At 65.3% G+C, this 14019-nt stretch carries 16 protein-coding genes and 1 tRNA gene; 9 read left to right on the top strand and 8 right to left on the bottom strand.

The features are described 5' to 3' along the window. Positions 1 to 3: 3 nt before the first annotated feature. The 3 genes from VFW04_16705 to VFW04_16695 are packed head-to-tail and all read right to left on the bottom strand — an operon-like array spanning position 4 to position 2887. Positions 4 to 1407: an NAD(P)(+) transhydrogenase (Re/Si-specific) subunit beta gene (locus VFW04_16705; protein HEX5180973.1), complete on the bottom strand. Its 1404-nt coding sequence runs from the start codon at positions 1405 to 1407 to the stop codon at positions 4 to 6. After that, the gene (locus VFW04_16700; protein ID HEX5180972.1) at positions 1404 to 1700 is read right to left on the bottom strand and encodes an NAD(P) transhydrogenase subunit alpha; all 297 of its coding nucleotides are present in this window, start codon (positions 1698 to 1700) and stop codon (positions 1404 to 1406) included. The genes VFW04_16705 and VFW04_16700 overlap by 4 nt, the downstream gene beginning before the upstream one ends. After that, on the bottom strand, positions 1697 to 2887 hold the full coding sequence (locus VFW04_16695) for a Re/Si-specific NAD(P)(+) transhydrogenase subunit alpha (GenBank protein ID HEX5180971.1): 1191 nt from the start codon (positions 2885 to 2887) through the stop codon (positions 1697 to 1699). The genes VFW04_16700 and VFW04_16695 overlap by 4 nt, the downstream gene beginning before the upstream one ends. A gap of 223 nt (positions 2888 to 3110) precedes the next feature. Here VFW04_16695 and VFW04_16690 point away from each other — a divergent pair. Next, positions 3111 to 3184 (top strand) — tRNA-Pro (locus VFW04_16690). A gap of 328 nt (positions 3185 to 3512) precedes the next feature. On the opposite strand, the gene VFW04_16685 is transcribed toward VFW04_16690, so the two are convergent. Both VFW04_16685 and VFW04_16680 read right to left on the bottom strand, forming a co-directional pair. Continuing rightward, positions 3513 to 3983 (bottom strand): hypothetical protein, encoded by a 471-nt coding sequence (locus tag VFW04_16685; protein ID HEX5180970.1) that lies wholly within the window; start codon positions 3981 to 3983, stop codon positions 3513 to 3515. Positions 3984 to 3999: 16 nt separating this feature from the next. Further along, positions 4000 to 4956, bottom strand: a complete 957-nt coding sequence (locus VFW04_16680; GenBank protein HEX5180969.1) for an alpha/beta hydrolase — start codon at positions 4954 to 4956, stop codon at positions 4000 to 4002. Positions 4957 to 5401: 445 nt separating this feature from the next. Between VFW04_16680 and VFW04_16675 the strand changes: the two genes are divergently transcribed. The 5 genes from VFW04_16675 (at position 5402) to VFW04_16655 (ending at position 8079) form a co-directional block, all read left to right on the top strand. Beyond that, positions 5402 to 5755, top strand: a complete 354-nt coding sequence (locus VFW04_16675) for a metalloregulator ArsR/SmtB family transcription factor (protein HEX5180968.1) — start codon at positions 5402 to 5404, stop codon at positions 5753 to 5755. After that, positions 5752 to 6216 carry an SRPBCC domain-containing protein gene (locus tag VFW04_16670; GenBank protein ID HEX5180967.1) on the top strand — a complete coding sequence of 155 codons (465 nt, stop codon included), beginning with the start codon at positions 5752 to 5754 and terminating at the stop codon, positions 6214 to 6216. Before VFW04_16675 ends, VFW04_16670 begins: the two co-directional genes overlap by 4 nt. 240 nt (positions 6217 to 6456) lie before the next feature. Continuing rightward, the gene (locus tag VFW04_16665) at positions 6457 to 7146 is read left to right on the top strand and encodes an NUDIX domain-containing protein (GenBank protein HEX5180966.1); all 690 of its coding nucleotides are present in this window, start codon (positions 6457 to 6459) and stop codon (positions 7144 to 7146) included. A gap of 157 nt (positions 7147 to 7303) precedes the next feature. Further along, the gene (locus tag VFW04_16660) at positions 7304 to 7480 is read left to right on the top strand and encodes a hypothetical protein (protein HEX5180965.1); all 177 of its coding nucleotides are present in this window, start codon (positions 7304 to 7306) and stop codon (positions 7478 to 7480) included. 86 nt (positions 7481 to 7566) lie between these two features. Further along, positions 7567 to 8079: a GNAT family N-acetyltransferase gene (locus VFW04_16655; GenBank protein HEX5180964.1), complete on the top strand. Its 513-nt coding sequence runs from the start codon at positions 7567 to 7569 to the stop codon at positions 8077 to 8079. 311 nt (positions 8080 to 8390) lie between these two features. On the opposite strand, the gene VFW04_16650 is transcribed toward VFW04_16655, so the two are convergent. After that, complete coding sequence (locus VFW04_16650) at positions 8391 to 10514, bottom strand: tetratricopeptide repeat protein (GenBank protein ID HEX5180963.1); 2124 nt, start codon at positions 10512 to 10514, stop codon at positions 8391 to 8393. A 112-nt stretch (positions 10515 to 10626) separates the two neighbouring features. Between VFW04_16650 and VFW04_16645 the strand changes: the two genes are divergently transcribed. Beyond that, complete coding sequence (locus tag VFW04_16645) at positions 10627 to 11205, top strand: hypothetical protein (protein ID HEX5180962.1); 579 nt, start codon at positions 10627 to 10629, stop codon at positions 11203 to 11205. Positions 11206 to 11237: 32 nt separating this feature from the next. Continuing rightward, positions 11238 to 11540, top strand: coding sequence for a DUF4242 domain-containing protein (locus VFW04_16640; protein ID HEX5180961.1), 303 nt, complete (start codon positions 11238 to 11240; stop codon positions 11538 to 11540). Between the two features lie 28 nt (positions 11541 to 11568). On the opposite strand, the gene VFW04_16635 is transcribed toward VFW04_16640, so the two are convergent. Together VFW04_16635 and VFW04_16630 are read right to left on the bottom strand one after the other, a co-directional pair. Further along, entirely contained in the window at positions 11569 to 11985 is a 417-nt protein-coding gene (locus VFW04_16635; protein HEX5180960.1) for a hypothetical protein, read from the bottom strand. Continuing rightward, entirely contained in the window at positions 11982 to 12629 is a 648-nt protein-coding gene (locus VFW04_16630) for a hypothetical protein (GenBank protein ID HEX5180959.1), read from the bottom strand. The genes VFW04_16635 and VFW04_16630 overlap by 4 nt, the downstream gene beginning before the upstream one ends. 696 nt (positions 12630 to 13325) lie before the next feature. Here VFW04_16630 and VFW04_16625 point away from each other — a divergent pair. Beyond that, a complete protein-coding gene (locus VFW04_16625) occupies positions 13326 to 13988 on the top strand; it encodes a hypothetical protein (GenBank protein ID HEX5180958.1) in 663 nt (220 codons plus the stop codon). Positions 13989 to 14019: the final 31 nt, after the last annotated feature.

The following is a 14019-nucleotide window of genomic DNA, read 5'->3' as shown; positions in this document are numbered from 1 at the left end:
TCGTTAGACCGTCTTGAGCGCCTCGACTAACGACGTCAGCGACTTCTTCGCGTCGCCGAACAGCATCCGCGTGCGGTCGCGATAAAACAGCGCGTTGTCGATGCCCGCGAAGCCGGTGCCCATGCTGCGCTTGAGCACGATCACGTTGCGCGCTTTGTCGACGTCGAGAATGGGCATCCCATAAATCGGACTCGACGGATCATCGCGCGCGGCGGGATTGACCACGTCGTTCGCGCCCACGACGAGCACCACGTCGGTGCTGTCGAAGTCGCCGTTGATCTGGTCCATCTCGACCAGCTCGTCGTATGGGATGTTCGCTTCGGCCAGGAGTACGTTCATGTGGCCGGGCATGCGGCCGGCCACCGGATGAATCGCAAATTTGACGTCGACGCCGCGGCGCTCGAGCTCCTGCGCCAGCTCCCGGACCGCGTGCTGCCCCTCGGCCACGGCGAGGCCGTAGCCGGGCACGATCACCACTTTGCGCGCGTACGCCAGCGCGATCGCCGTATCCTCGGCGCTCGTCTGCCGAACGGTCTTGGCGACCGCGCTGCCGGCCGGCCCGCCCGCGGCTGCCGTCGCCGCCCCGAACCCGCCGAAGAAGACGTTGCCTAACGAGCGGTTCATCGCCTTGCCCATGAGCAGCGTGAGCAAGGTGCCCGATGCGCCCACCAGGATGCCGGCGACGACGAGGATCTGGTTGTGCAGCACCAGTCCGGTAAACGCCGCCGCGATGCCGGTGAGCGCGTTCAGGGTCGCGATGACGACGGGCATGTCCCCGCCGCCGATCGGCAGCACGAGCAGCGCGCCCAACGCGAGCGCCACGGCGAACACGATCCAGGGCGTGCTCGCGGTGTCGCCGCCGACGACCATCGTGGCGCCGAGTGCGAGGATGACGAGGAGGAGCAGTCCGTTGAAGGCGCGCTGGAGCGGGAACTGGAACGGCTTGCTCGAGAGCAGCTCCTGCAGCTTGGCGAAGGCGACGACGCTGCCGGTGAACGACACCGATCCGATCGCGGTGCCTAACACGACGCTCACCGCTTCGCCGCCGCGGACCGGCGCCGCGAACGACAGGCGGAGATACTCGGACAGCGAGACGAGCGCCGCCGTGCCGCCGCCCAACCCATTGAGCAGGCCGACCATCTGCGGCATGGCGGTCATCTGGACTTTGCGCGCCGCGATGATGCCGATCGCGCCGCCAATGACGATGCCCAACGCCAGCTCCCAGTACGAGACGATCGACCGGTCGAGTAGCGTGATCGCCAGCGCCAGGAACACGCCGGCCGCCGCCAGCAGGTTGCCGTTGCGTGCGGTGGCGGGGGAACTGAGTTTGCGGAGACCGAAAATGAGGAGGACTGCGGCGAGGATGTAGGCGACAGCGATGATGCTCGCTCTCGTGTCGAGGATCACTTCCGTTCCTCCGGCTTCTTCTTGAACATTTCGAGCATGCGGTCGGTGACGACGAATCCGCCGAAGACGTTGGCCGCGCCCAACACGACGGCGATGAAGCCCAGCACATGGAGCACCGGCGTGTCGGCGGCGCCCAACACGAGCATCGCGCCTAACAGGACGATGCCGTGGATGGCGTTGGTGGCCGACATGAGCGGCGTGTGCAGAATGGACGGCACCCGGGAGATGACTTCGTACCCGGTGAAGATGGCGAGGATGACGACGTAGATCGAGAGCACCAGCTCGCGGCTCATACGCGCGCTCCCGAGGGCCGGTTAGGCGTAGGTGCCGGCGCCGGCGCTGCGGCCGGCGAAGGCGAGAGCCGCAGCTCGCCGTGCGCGGCGATCACCACGGCCTTGGTGATCTCGTCGTTGAAGTCCAACGTGATGGCTCCTTTCGGCGCAAAGTGCGCGAGCAGCGCGGCGACGTTGCGCGCGTACATTTGGCTCGCGTCGTACGGCAACTCGCTCGGCAAATTCAGCGGGGCGAGGATCGACACACCGTTCTCGACCACCGTCGTGCCCGGCTGGCTCAGCTCGCAGTTCCCGCCTTGCTCGGCCGCCAGATCGACGATCGCCGAACCCGCGCGCATGGCGCGCACGGTCTGGGCGGAAATCAGAACGGGTGCCCGACGGCCCGGCACGAGGGCCGTAGTGATGACGACGTCGGCTTGGGATGCGTGCGCATGGATGAGCTGCTTTTCTCGCGCGATGTGCTCGGCTGCCAGCTCCTTGGCGTAGCCCCCCGCATCCTGCGCTTCGGTCTCGGCGACGTCGAGCTCGACGAACTTTGCGCCTAACGATTGGACCTGTTCCTTGACGACGGGCCGCGTGTCGAACGCTTCGACCACCGCGCCTAACCGGCGGGCGGTGGCGATCGCCTGGAGGCCCGCAACCCCCGCGCCGATGACGAGGACCTTGGCCGGGCGGATGGTGCCGGCCGCCGTCATGAGGAGCGGGAAGAAGCGCCCAACGGAGTTCGCCGCGAGGAGCACGGCTTTATAGCCCGCGACGGTGCTCTGCGATGAGAGCGCGTCCATCATCTGCGCGCGGGTGATGCGCGGCACCAACTCCATGGACGCCGCGGTCACCCCGCGTTGGGCGATCGTGCGAAGTCCGTCTTGGTCGCCGCGGGGATCCAAGAGCCCGATGAGGAGTGCGTTAGGCTTGACGAGCTCGATTTCGTGCGTGCCCGTGGCCGGGTTGAGCACCGGCCGGCGGACCTTGAGGACTGCGTCGGCGTCGCCGAGTGCCGCGGCTGCGGTGGTGGCAACAGCAGCGCCGGCCGACTTGTACTCGTTGTCCGAGAATCCCGCGGCCTGGCCGGCGCCCGTCTCGATTGCGACTTCGAAACCGCCTTTCGCCAGTTTTGAAGCGACCTCAGGTGTAACGGCGACTCGCTTCTCGCCTGGTATGGTTTCTCGAGGGACTCCGATCTTCATGCGGGCACCGCCGTCATCTTGAGGAGCTGGTCCGTGAGACCCGCTTTAGGCGGCGGGCGTATCGCGGACGCGGGGAAGTTTACGTCGGTGCGCGGGGGTGGGGAAGCGAGGCAATTGCCGCTCTGGCGCGAACTTCCGAAGATCTGCGGTGCTGTGTCCGAGTTGTGGGCGAGTGGCGGGTCCGGTAGATTGTCGCAGTCGATTGCCTGAGTGGGCGATCAGACGGGACGTGGCGCAGCCCGGTAGCGCACCTGAATGGGGTTCAGGGGGTCGCGGGTTCAAATCCCGCCGTCCCGACTCGCCCCCGGCCTAAACGGCCGGGGGCTTTGTCGTGCCGGCGCTCTTTTTTCCCTCGTCGCTTCGCCTGCGGCTCGCGACAGTCGGGTCAAATCCCGCCGTCGCTTCGCCTGCGGCTCGCGACAGTCCGGTAAAATCCGGCCCCTTGGATAGTGAAGCGGGACCCAGCCGAGGAGAGTGATACGCTCATGAAGACGCGGACACGGCGCGGACACGGTGGACACGACAGGGCAACACAAAGTCTTTGCCTGTTATTCGGGCTGTGCCCGTTGTGTCCGGCTTTGTCCGCGTCTTCATGAGCGTAGCACTCTGGCCGTCGGGGCCTGCCTCACGATCCTTGATCTGCTTTCCTTGGACTTCTCACGCTGCGTTTCCCGGGAATTCCGGAAGAGCGTTTTTTCCCCTCGTCGCTTCGCCCGCTGTCGCTCGGGTGTTTGCTTCGAACGCCGCTGAGGAGCGGCACGGCAAACAGGACGAAGACGCCAACGTCGACGCCGATGTTGAACCACACGGCGTAGCGCAAGGAGAACGTCGCTTCCGCCAGCAACCACACAGTCACGCCAATCAACAACGCTCGCGTGAGTTGCCGATCCCTTCGCGTGAGGGCGATTTGCCCGACGAGCAACAGGGTGACGCCCCAACCCATCATGATCGTGCCGTAGATCGCGCTCTCCCAATCCAGAAGCACGACTCGCTCGACCGGCAGGATCTTGAGGCCGAAAAAGGCGAAGACAATTCCCCAGAGCACGAGGACAATCGAGACGAGTGAGAGCCACGCGCGCGCTACGCCGGATGACATTCGACTCCTCTGCGATTCACGTGAGAAGAAAGCCGCGAACGAGTGTGGCGAAGCGCTCTGGGCGCTCCTCCATGAGCAGATGACCGGTCGACTGCAGTAGCACGAGGTCCACGGCCCCGGGGATGTCGCCCCGCAGTCGTTCGCCCCACGCCGGTCCGAAGTGCGGATCGTCCTGCGCCCAGACGAGCAACGTTGGATGATCGAACCGACGCAGACCGTCGAGCAGGTCCATGGTGACGCGATTGTTCTGCGGATCAAATTGCCCAGCGAGGAATCGCTTCGTCTTGTTCCTCCGTCTGCGATCGCCGAGGTTGGCGCGAATGAACGCGTCGAGAAACGCCTGCGTGAGCGCATGCGGATCGGAGACGGCCTTCGCCCGAACGAGCGTGGATCGCAGAACCGCCTTTCGTGACCACAGCCAGAGCACCGCGTCGCCGACGATCGGCAACAGGGCCACCCGTACGAACGGCTTCTCCTCGGCCGACGGCCAGTTGTCGTACGCCTCGACATCGGCAAGAACGAGACGGCCGACTCGTGACGGATGCTCCGCCGCAAGAAGTTGCGCAATGGCGCCGCCATGGTCGTGTCCAACGACGTGGGCGCGGTCGATGCCGAGCGCATCGAGCAGACGGATCGCCATCGTTGCTTGGGCACGCAGCGACCAATCGGCGTTTGGATCTGTCTCAGTGTCGCCGAGGCCGAGCAGATCGGGTGCGATGCATCGATGGGTCGGAGCCAAGAGGGGAATCACGCGCCGCCATACGAATGACGCGAACGGACAGCCATGAAGGAGGAGCACCGGCGTGCCGCTTCCCTCGTCCAGATAGGCGACTCGTGCATCCTGTAACGGCAGAACGCGTCGCTGCCCGTTGGTCGATGCATTCACTTGCGCGTCCGACGTCGGCCAGGCTTCGCAGATTTCGCGGTCTCTTCCAGGAGACAGAGACCAAGGTCGAGAAAGCCGCCCACACATGGGTCAGCGATGCTGTAATACAAGCGCGTGCCCTCACGTCGTGCGGCAACGAGACGGCGATCCGCTAGTCGCTGGAGCTGATTCGAAACCGCTTGTGGTGCCATCTCGACTTCGGCGGCGAGATCCGTCACACAGATCTCGCGGCTGCGCTCGAGCGCGTGCAACAAGCGAAGCCGGGTATCGTTCGCGAACATCTTGAACAGCCGGCTGAGTTCCGCGGCGCGAGCGGCATCGAGGAGCGGACGGTCACGTGGTTCGGGCTTGCCGAGCGAAGCGGGGATCCGTCCTGTCACTGGTGAGCAATGCATTTCCTATAGTACACCATATAATGTAATTGTGTCAACTAACCGGTTGTGACGCTGGAACATCCTTGCACCAGTAACCCTGGACCGTGACTTTTGGCGCGGGCTTGACAATAATATGTAACTTATATAAGATACATCCTATGATAAGCACCGACCGCCTCGACAGCGCCTTCCTCGCCCTCGCCGATCCCACGCGCCGCGCGATCCTGACCCGCCTCGCCAAAGGCGAGGCCACCGTCATGGAACTCGCCAAGCCGTTCGCGATGTCGCAGCCCGCGATCTCGCAGCACCTCAAAGTGCTCGAGGACGCAGGGCTCGTCGCGCAGCGCACGGAGGGCACGCGGCGTCCGCGTCGCCTCGCCACTGCGGGAATCGACGCGATGGACCGCTGGCTCGAGATGCTGCGAACGGCCCTCGAGCGGAACTACGACCGGCTCGACCACGTGCTCGCGGACATGGAATCGGCACCCCGAAAAAAAGGAGGAAAGCGATGAGCAAACTCAAACTCGAGACGCAGGGCGATCGCTACGTGGTGGTCACGAGGCAGTTCGCGGCGACGCCCGAGGCGCTGTACCGCGCGCACACCGACCCCAAGCTCATCCAACAATGGATGCTCGGCCCCGACGGCTGGACGATGCCGGTCTGTATCTGCGACGCGCGCCCGGGGGGCAAGATGCGCTTCGAATGGGCGAGCAGCGGTCAGGCCGGATTCTTCTTGACCGGCGAGTTCATCGAGCTCACGCCCTATCGCAGAATCGTGCACGTCGAGCGGATGCACTTGCCGGATCCGACGCCGGACAATCACGTCGAAACGACGTTCGAGGCGAATGGATCGGGGACGGTCATGACGATGCGAATGACGCTGCCTAACGCAGCGACGCGCGCGGCGATGTTGGCGACGGGAATGGAGGGAGGAATGGAGGCGAGCTTTGCGCGACTGGAGACGCTGATTTGAGAAGCGCGGCAGCTCGCGGCATTCGGCAAGCAGTTCCGCATCGATTCCGCTGCGACGCCGGCGGTCTTCGTCGTATTCGGGACGGTGGCGGGGATGGACCCCCCCCCGGGATCGCGGCGAACCTCCCACGCCCTGGGTGGGCATCTGGGGGCGCATCAAGATACCTTCGATGTCAACTACTACGCTCTATCGACCCGCTGTCGCGGTCATTGCCGAATAGCGCGCCGACTACGTGTAGCCATGGGCCATTCCTACAAATTTCCGCGGCCGGCGCTGACGGTAGACTGTGTCGCTTTCGGCTTCGATGACGCCAAACTCAAGATCCTTCTCATCCAACGGGGACTGGAGCCATTCAAGGGTCGTTGGGCACTGCCGGGTGGGTTCGCACACATCGACGAGACACTCGATGACGCCGCCCGGCGCGAACTGCGGGAAGAAACGACCTTGCAGGACGTGTTCTTGGAGCAGTTGTATACGTTCGGCGCGCTGGATCGGGACCCGAGGGGGCGAGTGGTTAGTGTAGCCTACTATGCCCTCGTCGATCTCGCCGGACATCCTGCAATCGGAGCAACCGATGCTGACGCCGCGGCATGGTTTCCTCTTCCGAAGCTGCCGCCGCTGGCCTTCGATCACGATCGGATAGTAGCCAAAGCCGTCGGGCGGCTTCGCGCGAAGGTGCGCTACGAACCACTTGGGTTTGAGCTGTTGCCAGGCAAATTCGCGCTATCGCAGCTTCAGACCCTCTACGAGGCCGTGACTCAATGCTCGATCGACAAGCGAAATTTTCGAAAGAAGATATTGGCAATGGACGTCCTCACGCCGCTCAATGAGTTCGCAGTGCAGGGCGCCCATCGACCGGCGCAGCTGTTCCGATTCAACCACGCAAAGTACGCCGCGCTCAAGAAGGGCGGCTTCAACTTTGAACTGTAGGCACGCATGCGCGTGAACCCGGAAGCTCCAGAGCAGCTCTGGCACGTCACGGTCCTCTCGAATTTCATTAAGGGCTATGACAAATACGCGTGTACCTACTCGAAGTCTGGAATCCCCGAAAGTCGATTTCCCGACCGCTTCTTTCTCCTGCGGCCAGGTGAGCTCGACGTGGGCGTTGCCAAGGCTGGCGGGCGAAGTCTCGGTGGGCTACGTGCGGGGCACGCGCATCGAGCTGACGGCTGACCTCGTCAATTGCGATCTCTCGGGCGAACTGCGCGCGGCCGCCGAGCGTCGCCGTCCGCTGATCGCCCGATTCGCGCGGTCGCCGTGGTGAACATCTTTCGGCCGTGCCTTCGGTCGGACACATTTTTGTGCAGCGCAACGCGTTGCCGGCACCAACCAGCCTAACGAGTAGCTACTATGTCGAGAACGCAAGCTTCCACCACCGCCATCCGGCGCGCCTCGACCGCCGATCTGCCCCGGCTGGGCAGACTCGGCGCGCTGCTCGTCGAGGAGCACCACCACTTTGACGAGCGGCGGTTCCTTCCGACGCGCGATCGCACGCCCGCCGACTACGCGGCATTCCTCGTTAGGCAGCTAGCCGATCCGCATGTGATTGTGCTGGTCGCCGACGACCACGGGGATGTGGTCGGCTACGCGTACGCGACGATCGAAGGCTACGATTACATGGCGCTTCGCGGACCAGCCGCTGTTATTCAGGACATCATCGTCGACCCGCAATTCCGCGGTCGCGGGATTGGACGACAGCTGTTGCACGCGATGCTCGAGGCGCTTCGCACGAGCGGCTCATCACAAGTCGTGTTGTCGACGGCAGAGCGGAACGAGGCGGCGCAACGTCTATTCGCGAGCGCCGGCTTTCGCCGAACCATGGTCGAGATGACCCGCGAGCTCGAGCCGCCTTTGCACGCCTAATCGCGCAACCAATGCCTTTAGCGAACGGATGTGGGCGCTTCGACGCAATGGGAGAGTTGACCCACGACTGTTTCGGCGACCGGTCGCTGCGGCGACCTGTTGCGCTTCTACAAGAATGGCTGCGTGCTCGGCGACGCGGCTATCGCTATAACGACTTCACGCATTCGATCACGTCATGCTTGTCCGCCGGGGTTAGGCGAAGCTTGAAGGGAACGTGGCAGTGCTCGACCACGCGCGCAGATCTCTGGTGAATAACGCGCGGCCGATTGATCGCCACCGAGGGAGGGCGTGCGGCGATGCTGCTCGGCGCGTTACGCCAGCTTCATCTGCTTGAGCAGCGCACGAAATCGCGGATGTGCGCGAAGCGGCGTGAAGAGGAACGAGCCCTTGATGCCGTACGCGGCGCCCGTGCGCTCCGCCACCGCCCGCTCCAGCCAATCCAGCGCCTGCTCGTTGTCGCCGAGTCCCACGTACACGTAAGCGAAATGATAGGGCGACACGTACACCGCCCGCGCTCGCTCCTCGAGCTCTCGCAGAATCGCGAGCGCCTTGGAGGTCTGTCCGGCGAACGCGTACGCGTGGCCCAGTTGGCCTAACCACAGCGTGTTGCCGCGCGATACCGACACCGCGCGCTCCAGCTCCGCCAGTCCGGCGTCCTGTCGCCCACTCAGCAAGTGCGCCCAACCGAGCGTGGCGCGCGCGCGATCGTAGTCGGGGTCGAGCTCCACCGCCACCTCGGCGCGAAGGACGGCTTGATCGTAGCGCCCGGCGCGCAAGAGCGTCGTGATGACATCGAGACGGTGCGCCAGCGGGTCCAGTTCATTGGCGCGCTCGTGCATCGCGATCGCCTCATCGTACCGCTCGTGGGCCGCGCACAGCCGCCCGTACAAATCGAACGCGTCGGCGTTGCTCGGTCGCAACTCCAGGGCGCGCTTGAATTCCTGTTCGGCGCTCGCCCAGTCGAACTCGCGAACGGTCTTGAGGTATCCCATCGTGCAATGTGCGGCGCCTAACGCCGGATCGAGCCGAAGCGCCGTCGCCGCCGCCTCCGACGCGCGCCCATACGACACGTCGGGAGCGATCACACCATTCTCGGCCAGTTCGATGTACGCCATCGCCAGGTGCGCGTACGCGAGCGCGAACGCCGGGTCGCGCGCGATCGCGCGATCGAAGTATTCGATCGCCCGCGTGAGGGAGTCCGGGTTGTACTTGATGAACCACTCGCGACCCTGTAGAAAAAGCTGGTAGGCATGGAGGTCCTTCGTCGGCTGCCTCCGCACGCGGTCTCGTTCGTCTCGCGATAACTCCGCCTTCAGCGCCTCGGCGATGTGCAGCGCGACGTCGGTCTGGATCGCGAAGATGTCCGTGAGCTGCCGGTCGTACGTCTCCGCCCAGAGATGCTGACCGGTTTCCGGATCGACGAGCTTGGCCACGATACGCACGCGGTCGCCGGCGTGGCGGATGCTCCCGTCGAGCACCGTGCGCGCGCCGAGCGCCATGCCGATCTCCTTGAGGCTCTGCCGTCGCTGCTTGAACGGCATCACCGATGCACGCGAGATCACTCGCAATGCCCGGATGTTGGATAGCTGCGCGATGACATCTTCGGTGATGCCGTCCGCGAAGTAGTCCTTGTCCGGGTCGGCGTTCAGGTCGACGAACGGGAGGACGGCCACCGACGCCGCGGCGGCGCGGTCGCGTTCGTTAGGCATCTGGTTCCGCGCCGCGCCCGAGCGGCGGAGCCGTTCCGCGAGCGCGACGACCTCCGGATCGGGTCCGAGATCGAGGTCCGCGCGCAGACGGCTCGCGTGCTCGCTCGCGTGCTGGATCGCGCCGGCGTGATCGCCCGCCGCATGGAGCGCGCGCATCAGTGTCTGCGCGTATACGCCGGAGTGCGGGTCGGCGGCCACCAGGCGGCGGCACGTGCCGACTCGCCCGTGTACGTCGCCTACCAGCTCCTGCCGCGCCGCGACCGCGAGGAGCGCACCGATGTACGCGTGCGAGAGCTCGCTGCGGTGCTCATCGAGCCAGTAGCTGAAGTCCGTCGACTCGTCGAGATGAAAGCCATCGAGCAACGGCCCAGAGTACAGTTGCACGACGCGCTCGGATGCATCCTGCGCGATTGCCGAACGCAATTCGTGCAGGTCGCAGGCGATGTGGGGCGGGCTCATGACCAAGCCGTCGCCCGCCGATGCGATCGCGCCCTCGCCTAACGCAGACCGCAGCACGTGTACGGCAAGGTTGAGCAGACGGCGCGCATTGGCCGTGTCGCGCTCGGGCCAGAGCAGCGCCATCGCGCGGTCGCGGGCGAGGGGCTGCGGCCACGCCGTGACGATCATCGTCAACAGCGCAATGCGGTGACGCTGAGCGGGCGGACCGGTGAGGACCGTATCGCCGGACCGCAGGCATGCGCCGCCGAGCAGTTGGACGGTGATCATGGTGTCCCGTGTGCCAGCTAATCGGTGGCTAACTCTCGGCGCATGATGCCGTTAATCGCTCGAGCGCAAGTTTGCCGCGGGTTCAAGATAACCTACACCAAGCGAGGCAAACATGACACGCAGCGCGCACTGGATGGTAGGCATCGCGATACTGGCCGGGTGCGGCGGCCAGACTGTCGCCGGCAGAGTCAATGGCAGCGTCGATCCGGAGGTTGCCGCGTACGCGGAGCTGAGCGCGGCCCAGCGAGCGGATGTCGCAGAGCTCCGCCGAGTGACCGCGCCGTTCCACGAGTTCGACAAAGCGGTGGCGGCCGGATGGAGCGCGAAGATCACCGCTTGTATGACCGATCCGGCTGGCGCCGGCGGGATGGGCTTCCATTACGGCAACACCTCGCTCATCGACGGAACGGTGAGTGTGGATCAGCCCGAGCTCCTGCTGTACGAGCCGGAGAAGAATGGCCGGCTCGAGCTGGTGGCCGTCGAGTACATCATCCCATACACCGCTGTGAGTCGAGACGCCGCGCCGCCGGTGCTATTCGGGCAAAAGTTCCTGCAAAATGACGTGTTTCAGCTGTGGGGGCTGCACGTCTGGGCGTGGAAGCACAATCCGAGCGGAGTCTTCGCCAACTGGAACCCTCGGGTCACGTGCGACCACACCACGGACGTTGCCGCAGCCATGGCTCACAACTGACCACGGTCGACCTACTTGCGAGGAGAATTCCGATGCCGAGGTACATCATCGAACGCGAGATTCCTAACGCAGCGGCGCTGTCGGCTGCGGACCTCAAGGCGATCGCGCGGCGGTCCTGCGATGTCTTGCAGCAGCTGGGGCCGAGCATCCAGTGGGTGCAGAGCTTCGTGACCGAGGACAAGATCATCTGCGAGTACATCGCACGGGACGCGGAGCTGATCCGGGAACACGCCAGGCGCGGGGGATTCCCGGCCGATCGCGTGCTCGAAGTCGCGGCGATCATCGATGCAACGACGGCGGAGTCGAACGACCTTGCCGCCGCGGCGCAGGCGTAAGCGTTCGCGGCGGCATCACCATGAGTGATCACACGTGGCGTATTCGTGGTATGGCGGCGATGGCCACGATGAGGGCTCCGGCCATCGCCACGAACAGCCCCGGTCCGGGCCGCGCCACCATCATGGCGTCGGCGCCGAGTCCGTGCATGGTTTCAAACAATCGGCCTACGAGAAACACCGTAAAAATCGTCAGTGTCAGGCCAATCGTTAGGCCGCTGAGTTGCAGCCATCGGGCGCGGCGCACGAGCATGGCGAGGCCGATCGCCACCGACGCGGCTCCGCCCGCGAGGACCAACCAACCGTACAGCCCGATCAGTCCCGAGTAGTGCTGGAGCCCGGCGAAGAGCGTGAGCCACGGGAGCAGTGCTCCCGTGGCCACGAGCGCCCCACCCAACACCGTCGCCGCGGCTCGGCGGCGGGCGATGCATTGGCCGTCCGCGTTCATTTCGGCCGCCTAACGGCGAAGAACAGATACGCGTTCGACCGGATGTCGCCGGTGATCCCCGCACCGGAGGCCTGGAGGGCGCGCACCGTCGCGAGGCTTTTGCCCGCTACGATCTTGTCCCACACCGCAGGGTCGGTCACACCGATCACCACTATCTCCCACCAGCCCGCATTGCCGCCATCGGCGTGCAAGCTGCTGGAGATGATGTGGCTGTGTGCCGGCAGCGGCGCGTTCGCGGCTCCGGGGCCGGCGAGGCGCGACAGATCGATCGTCGATGGATGGTTGATGCAGTTGCCGACGGTCGGGCACTGGAGCGTGCTGTCCGGCGGCCGGAATCCCATCGGCGTCATGACGAACAGAATCGGAATTGGGCCAGGACGCGGATCCACCGATCCATCCTCTCCGACCTCGCAGTGCGTCGTCGCGCCACTCGACGGCGGCTCCGCGCAGAAGAACGGCTTGTGATAAAAGAACGTGACCGTCTGTCCGTCGTCCCACCCCGCGGTGAAGCCCGCGGGTGCGCCGTCTCGGGCGCTGTTCCCCATGACGGCCATCCCGCCGCGGGATGATGCCTCGGTCGGAGCGCGCTGGTCGTTGCAGGCGAGTATGCCGGCAGCGAGCGCGAGTACAGCGGGGACTACCATGGTAGCTCGTCGCATACGAGCCTCCGGGAAAAAAGGGGATGGTGGACATCGCGCGCCGATACGACGCGAGGGGCGCCGGCGGATGTGTCCCGGGCCGATCGACGCGCTTCGGTGCGCGCGCCTGCAAGGCGTGAACCGGATGCGGACTTGAGTGCGAAGCTCCGGCGCATGCGTCGCGGAGGGATGTGCACGCGTGGCGAGCGTCGCATGGCGCGCCGCGAGTCTCTGACCGTACTCGTCCGCGGCGGCGAGAGGCCGGGCTCGGGCGCGGATCAGGCCCTTCGTTCCCCTGTCAGCCGAAGGTCGTAGCCGATACACCTCCGGGCGTCGAGGCTTCCACGGGCCCATTGATCATGGATGGCACGCCGTGCCGTTAGGCGCGCCGGGGGGCGTCCCGCGGGCGGCCACGACAAATGCTGGGGCGCGCGCACGCGGCTGCCGACCGCATGTTCCGCATTGGGTGCCGAACTATCTTGCGCCAGGCGCCGACGCGTGGCAACTTCGGCAGGCATCCTAACGAACGATCGAAGTGCTCGCAGTCGCCGTGCGCAGACGTACACGATACTGCTCCGGAGCGTGAGGACGCGATGTTTCGAACCATCAAGTATTGCCGCGGCGTGCACCTCGGCGACGACGTCGCGCTCCCGAGTCTATCGGCGCGGCCTCGACTCGCGTCAACACCCAGCCGCGTGCTCGGTGCGTCCGCTGCTCGTTAGGCGCCTGCCTCGCCGCCGCGTCATTGGTGCGATTGGCGCCGCCATCGTCGTCGCTGCCTGTTCCAGCGATGCGGTGAGCGGGCCATCGACGGATCGGAACCTCACGCTCATGCTGCGCTTCGACTCGATGGCCAACGAGACGAACGACGACGCCCGAGCCGGCGCGCTCCTGCAGATCGCGCAGATGCTGGCCGAAGGCGCACCTGTTGCCACGGGCGCGACCGAGACGAACGGGTCTACCCAACGAATGAACATGATTGCCGAGCTCGAGGTGACGGACTTCAACGGCGTGCCGGGCGATTCGGAGTACACCGTGGCGGCATGGGACGGCGACCGGGCGAGGCAGATCGTGGTTTTCAGCGTCGGCAGCAACGTGGTGGGCGTGCTCGTCGGTACCGCCGGCATCTCGGGTGAATTCATTGGCACCGGAAGTCCAACGGTAACGTTAGGCGCGCTTGGCGCGTCGTGCACGTCGTTTCTGGCGTACACGCCGATCGACGTTGAGGCCCCACTGCCTGTGCGGTGCGATCTCGAACCGGCGTCCGTGGCGTTCGGCGCTGACACCGTTCACCAGGTCACGTACGCCCTCCCGGCGCAGTCAGTCGCCGGCATCCGCGTCGAGGTCAACATTCCAGCGCCATGATGGGAGAGATAGCCTCACCGACGAGCCGAAT

Source organism: Gemmatimonadaceae bacterium, assembly GCA_036273715.1.
Classification (GTDB): domain Bacteria; phylum Gemmatimonadota; class Gemmatimonadetes; order Gemmatimonadales; family Gemmatimonadaceae; genus JADGGM01.
Note: the sequence above shows the minus strand (reverse complement) of the source record. Positions and strands in the feature narration are given on the sequence as shown.

Coding starts and splice junctions, on each gene's coding strand:
- VFW04_16700 (HEX5180972.1), bottom strand. CDS start 1,700: ATGAGCCGCGAGCTGGTGCTCTCGATCTACGTCGTCATCCTCGCCATC.
- VFW04_16695 (HEX5180971.1), bottom strand. CDS start 2,887: ATGAAGATCGGAGTCCCTCGAGAAACCATACCAGGCGAGAAGCGAGTC.
- VFW04_16685 (HEX5180970.1), bottom strand. CDS start 3,983: ATGTCATCCGGCGTAGCGCGCGCGTGGCTCTCACTCGTCTCGATTGTC.
- VFW04_16680 (HEX5180969.1), bottom strand. CDS start 4,956: ATGTGTGGGCGGCTTTCTCGACCTTGGTCTCTGTCTCCTGGAAGAGAC.
- VFW04_16675 (HEX5180968.1), top strand. CDS start 5,402: ATGATAAGCACCGACCGCCTCGACAGCGCCTTCCTCGCCCTCGCCGAT.
- VFW04_16670 (HEX5180967.1), top strand. CDS start 5,752: ATGAGCAAACTCAAACTCGAGACGCAGGGCGATCGCTACGTGGTGGTC.
- VFW04_16665 (HEX5180966.1), top strand. CDS start 6,457: ATGGGCCATTCCTACAAATTTCCGCGGCCGGCGCTGACGGTAGACTGT.
- VFW04_16655 (HEX5180964.1), top strand. CDS start 7,567: ATGTCGAGAACGCAAGCTTCCACCACCGCCATCCGGCGCGCCTCGACC.
- VFW04_16650 (HEX5180963.1), bottom strand. CDS start 10,514: ATGATCACCGTCCAACTGCTCGGCGGCGCATGCCTGCGGTCCGGCGAT.
- VFW04_16645 (HEX5180962.1), top strand. CDS start 10,627: ATGACACGCAGCGCGCACTGGATGGTAGGCATCGCGATACTGGCCGGG.
- VFW04_16640 (HEX5180961.1), top strand. CDS start 11,238: ATGCCGAGGTACATCATCGAACGCGAGATTCCTAACGCAGCGGCGCTG.
- VFW04_16635 (HEX5180960.1), bottom strand. CDS start 11,985: ATGAACGCGGACGGCCAATGCATCGCCCGCCGCCGAGCCGCGGCGACG.
- VFW04_16630 (HEX5180959.1), bottom strand. CDS start 12,629: ATGGTAGTCCCCGCTGTACTCGCGCTCGCTGCCGGCATACTCGCCTGC.